We start from the raw sequence: 5,560 nt of genomic DNA, 5'->3' as shown, positions 1-5,560 counted from the left end.
GCAGGTTTGTGAATTATCTAAACAATGGATGAAAGTATGCGTCTTAGACACACGTTAACACAGCTTGCCATTTGTTCTTTAGTAATCTTGTTTTCCGCCGCAGTTATTAAAGCAAAGGGCAACCCAATTAAACCTAAAATCCGCAGCGAACTCTCAGCCTCATCAAATGAATTTGTATGTGGCACTTACAAAGGCTCGGAAAAGGAAATTTTGTGGCGTCACTACCAATACCAGGCTAAATTGAAGAGCCTGCAAAAGTCTGGAGGGAAGTTAACGGCAACTGATTTCGTTTTTGATGATGTCTGGGTGGCTGAAGACGACGGCACTCTTCTGACAAGCGGTGTTAACCTCTTTGACACAGATATGCAGACTTTTCACTTTGCGCCAAATACCCTTGGCGGGTACGATGTAACCAATATTACATTTGTTTTTGATGCCGACCTAGGCACTAATCTGAATTTAGGAGATGATACAAACACAACGGTTGACATACCGTTTACATTTGATTACTATGGTGTAAGTTGGACAGATGTGCACGTAAATGCAAATGGCATTGTTAGTTTTGGCGGAGATATTAATACACCTCCGCCTTTATTTTTTGACAACAATGACTTTTTTAATAACCTCCCTAAAATTGCGGCTTACTTCATGGATTTAAATCCGGCGGAACCGGGTGCGCCAGCTGACGGGGGTGTGTTCGCAAAATCTGAGGCAGATAAGCTGACCATCACCTGGAACAAACTCCCGGAGTTTGGCACAAGCAGAATAAATACAGTACAGTTGGCATTAAATACTGACGGTTCTATCGATGTTTCGTTCAATGGTATTACAAGCGTTAATGATCCCGATAACAACACTCCGATCACTTTTGGTATTCATCCCGGTGGCATGCCGAACCTGGAAATGATCAGCTTTTCCGATGATGTCCGTTTCACAGGACCTGCCGACGCCGGAATATTTGAAGAATACTTTAATATTCTAAACCCGCTTGTCAACGAGACCGCCTTAACGAACAGGTTTTACCAAACTTACCCTGACAGTTTTTTTCAGATTATTTTCTTTACTAATTTCACTCAGACTATGTTTGGGTTTGCCAACGAGTTTAATATAAAAAATGTTGTCGAAGGAATTGGTATCGGCACGTTTGATTTCAGCTCTTTTTTTGGCAGCAATGGAGTCCTTGAGAGCCGGTGTAATATGAACCAACTAAGTGTCTGGCCAACTGATCCTGAAAATCGTTTTTTTTCGGATGGAAATAACTTCTTGACTTTGATGGGTCAGGAAGCCGGACACCGCTGGGGTGCATTTGTCAATTTCATCGATACAAATGGCGACACCAGTAATTTAATCCTTGGCCGTTCAAATGCTCACTGGAGTTATTATTTTGACTCCGATCACTCATCCCTGGAAGGCGGAAACTGGCAATTGAGTTTCGGAAACAATTACACAACTCCCACCCGGATCGATTTTTTTAGCGAAATCGACGAATACATCATGGGGTTAAGAACACCGGAAGAGGTCAGTCCGAGATTTTTTGTCAGCAGCTCTGCTAATAACGACTCCACCGCCCGCGCCCAGGGAACACCAGTTATTAATACATTTGCTCAAGGAGCGGCTGTTAATGTAACGATTGGCGATATCATCGCTGCCGAAGGGCCGCGTCTTCCCGCTGAAGCAGATGCACCCAAAGACCTCAGGCAGGCCTTTATACTTGTCATCCAAAATGGAACAACCCCATCACAAAACGAACTGGATAAGATCGCAAACTTCCGCAGAACCTGGGAAGATTATTTTGAGCGCTCAGTCGATGGCCGCATGACCTTGAACACAAGTATCACCCGAATCTTTCCCGTGGCTGTACTCTCCGGCCATGTGCTGGATGATATGACAGATCAACCCATAGAAAATATCACGGTCAAATCCACTGAAAGAGGATTTGAGCAATTCGTCCCTGGCGGCGGCCGCTACACCTTTCGCTACCTGGCCGATGAAAGTTCCGGCGCCGCAGAAGCGGTTACGGTAATTGTCGAGGCCGAAGGTTATTTTCCAGATACTTTAACGACAAATATAACTTACGGGACAGAAATGGTTTCTGACTTTAGACTGCAGCTGGATCTGACTTCTGTGGAAATTGTGGCGAGTGAAATACCTGCTTTTGATCTATTGGAACAAAACTATCCCAATCCTTTCAATCCCTCGACAACGATCAAATTTGATTTAAGTGTGGCTTCCGAGGTTACTTTGAACATTTATAACATGAAAGGCCAGTTGATTCGTCAACTGCTTCAAGAAAAATTGAGCGCCGGCAGCCACAGCTTCACCTGGGATGCAAAAGATGATCATGCACAACAGTTGCCAAGCGGATTATACGTCAGCCGGTTGCAAGCCGGTGATTTTGTTCAACACCGGAAAATGCTGTTGATCAAGTAATTAAGAAAACACTTTTAGTCGATCGCAACGATCTAATAAATAGTTTTTTGACCAGCCCCTCGTGAAAATTGAGGGGCTTTTTTTATGTGCAATTCCAAATCAATGCAGGTATTCATAAAAAAGCGACAAGAACGTATATTCATCCGAAATTTCCACCCGGAGGCCACCATGAACTGCCTGAATTTGTCTCTCTATCTTTTCCTCATGGCATTACTAACATTTATCCCTGGAGAAGGGAGCGCTCAAAAAGTTCTTGTTGTCAATAACCTGAAAGTTAAGCGTGTCATCGATGGTAACACAATCGAATTAACCACAGGAGCAAAAGTCAGTTATATCGGAGTGCATGTTCCGCGAGATAAATACTTCCAGGCCATGGAGGTAAACAGACAGCTTGTCGAGGGCAAAGCAATCAGATTAGAATTTGATGTTGAAATGAAGGATCGTTACGGACGGCTTTTGGCTTATGCCTACGTTGATTCAATTTTTGTAAATGCCCGGCTGATAGAGGAAGGGTACGCCCGGTTCTCTGTACATCCGAAAAACGCCCGCCATCAAAATGTTTTTTTAGACCTGGAGGAAAAAGCAAAAAAGGCAGAGGCAGGAATTTGGGCCAGGAAAGTAAATTCTAAAAGAAAGAACCATCTGCAGGGCAAAGGTGATATTGATATCGAAAATTATTTTGTTTATTTAGCCAGGAACGGAGAAAAATATCATCGCGCGAGCTGTCGTGATATGGGGAGCAATAGAATACCAATTATTTTAAGAAAGGCTAAATTGAATTACAAGCCGTGTCCGGTTTGCAAGCCGTTGAAACCTGAATCTGCCGTAAAATAATTTTAACACCGAAAAACACTGAATGCCAGTGAAATGTAATACTTTAAATAATGCATGTAAAGCTGCCAATAATTTTCGATCTTTTTTCTGTGTCCTTCAGTGTTAAATATTTTTTTAAAACCCGAAGCTCCAATAGTTACTCCTCATAAGCCTTCTTCACCGCTTTGGCAACCTTCTTTGCAACCGACTTATCCAACGGTGACGGTAAGATTTTATCCACAGTTGGATTCTCCACGCAACCGGCCAGGGCATAAGCCGCTTCGATTTTCATTTTGTTATTAATTCTTTTAGCTCTGGCATCGATGGCGCCGCGAAATATTCCAGGGAAAGCTAAGAGGTTGTTCACTTGATTCGGAAAATCACTGCGGCCGGTGCCGACAATAAACGCCCCGGCTGCTTTGGCGGCGTCCGGCATGATTTCCGGAATGGGGTTGGCCATCGCCAGAATGATGGGCTTTTCATTCATGCTTTTAACCATTTCCGGTTGCACCAGATTGCCTTTGCTGACACCGATAAAAACATCGGCCTCTTTCATAGCGTCTGCAAGAGACCCCATTGAAGCGGACCGGTTGGTAATTTTAGCCAGTTTCAATTTGGTTTGATTTTCTGCAATGTCCGCCCTGGTTTCTGAGATAATCCCTCGTGAATCACAGACTAGAATCTCTTTGACCGATTCGCAGATTTTCGGATCATGGCCGATACAGAGCAAAATCTCCGCAATCGCCGTTCCGGCAGCACCCGCACCACTGATGACTATTTTTAAATCCCTCAAATCTTTTCCGGTCAACTTGCAGGAGTTGATGACGGCTGCAAGCAGCACAATTGCCGTACCATGTTGATCATCATGAAAGACCGGGATGCCGATATCCTGCAAGGATTGTTCAATCTCGAAGCAGCGCGGTGCGGAGATATCCTCCAGATTCACGCCGGCAAAAACCGGTGAGATATTTTTCACCAGGTTGATAATCTCAAAGGAATTTTGAGTATTCACGCAAATTGGGAAAGCATCAATGTCGGCATATTCTTTGAAGAGCATGGCTTTGCCTTCCATCACCGGGATGGCCCCTTTGGCCCCGATATTCCCCAGGCCAAGCACCGCCGAACCGTCCGAAACGATCGCGACCGTGTTTCTTTTGATGGTCAACTCATAGGCTTTGGATTCGTCTTCCGCAATATCGCGGCAGGCCTGCGCCACGCCGGGTGTGTAAACCATGGATAAATCGTGTTGATCTTTGATTTTATATTTGGAGGTGATTTCTAATTTTCCGCCAAGTTTTTTGTGCAGTTGGGTGGACTCTTCATAAATATCCATTTTATCTCCGTTTGTTTCTTAATAAGGTATTTAGCCACGGATGAACACGGATTTTCACGGATCATTTAGAGATGATTTTTTATTAAAACAAAATTCGTGTTTCGTGGCTAACATTTCTCAACCCACAAACAAACTCTTCAAAATTTGCTTAAAATGCAAGAGAATTCTAAATCAAAGAACAGAGAAAAAAGCCAACTTTTCGGAAAAAATCCAGTCTAAAAAAGTAATCCATTAGTAATAAAACACAGTTATGTCATACCTGCATGTTTCTAGCAGGTATCCAGTTTTTTAAAGAAACATGGATGCCCGATTAAAAGAATTTCGGGCATGACAAGAAAAAGAGACAAACCTTCAAAAAAGGAGCTGTCATGAAACGCAATTCTTTGCTTCACACTTTTGTGTTTTCAATAATTATTTTAGCCTTGAGCGCTCAAGGTTTCCCCCAAAACACCATGACCGCCCAAAAATGGCAGGAAGATGTGCGCTATTTGCAAAACCTCATCACCACGGAACGCTCAAATCTTTTTCACGTGATCACCCGGGAAGAATTTGAGCAAGCCGCCGAAGAGCTGCATGCGCAAATTCCAAAAATGGAGCGCCATGAGATCATCGTTGGCTTGGCGCGTCTGGTGGCCATGTTTCGCATCGGGCATACAAATTTGCCCATCCTTCCCTGGCGCCGTAATCATGACCCCAACATTGGCTTTCACCGGTTTCCATTGCTGGTTTATCTTTTCCCGGATGGCGTTTATGTACGTTCCGCCAAAGAAAAATACCGGGACGCGGTTGGCGCACGGGTCGTGCGCCTGGGAAAACTCTCCATTGAAGAGGCGCTTGAGGCGGTGCGGCCGGTGGTGCCGTGGGAAAATGATCAATATTTTCGCTCGTCGGTTCCGTATTACTTAAGCTGTACGGAGGTGCTGCATGCAACCGGTGTCATTGACAATTTGAACAAAGCACGGTTGGTGATTGAAAAAGACGGCA

The 5,560-nt window shown here is 44.1% G+C and carries 4 protein-coding genes; 3 read left to right on the top strand and 1 reads right to left on the bottom strand.

Annotated elements, in window-relative coordinates:
* The first annotated feature begins 36 nt into the window (after window positions 1-36).
* Window positions 37-2,430, top strand: a complete 2,394-nt coding sequence (locus tag IH879_18845; GenBank protein ID MCH7676984.1) for a T9SS type A sorting domain-containing protein — start codon at window positions 37-39, stop codon at window positions 2,428-2,430.
* A gap of 168 nt (window positions 2,431-2,598) precedes the next feature.
* A complete protein-coding gene (locus IH879_18840; protein MCH7676983.1) occupies window positions 2,599-3,264 on the top strand; it encodes a thermonuclease family protein in 666 nt (221 codons plus the stop codon).
* Between the two features lie 136 nt (window positions 3,265-3,400).
* Here IH879_18840 and IH879_18835 read toward each other — a convergent pair whose 3' ends face one another.
* The gene (locus IH879_18835; protein ID MCH7676982.1) at window positions 3,401-4,576 is read right to left on the bottom strand and encodes an NADP-dependent malic enzyme; all 1,176 of its coding nucleotides are present in this window, start codon (window positions 4,574-4,576) and stop codon (window positions 3,401-3,403) included.
* A 368-nt stretch (window positions 4,577-4,944) separates the two neighbouring features.
* Between IH879_18835 and IH879_18830 the strand changes: the two genes are divergently transcribed.
* On the top strand, window positions 4,945-5,560 hold a 616-nt coding region (locus IH879_18830), incomplete at its 3' end, for a hypothetical protein (protein MCH7676981.1).

Source organism: candidate division KSB1 bacterium (assembly GCA_022562085.1).
Lineage (GTDB): Bacteria > Zhuqueibacterota > Zhuqueibacteria > Oceanimicrobiales > Oceanimicrobiaceae > Oceanimicrobium.
The sequence above is the reverse complement of the archived record's forward strand: the minus strand, read 5'-3'. Positions and strand labels throughout refer to the sequence as shown.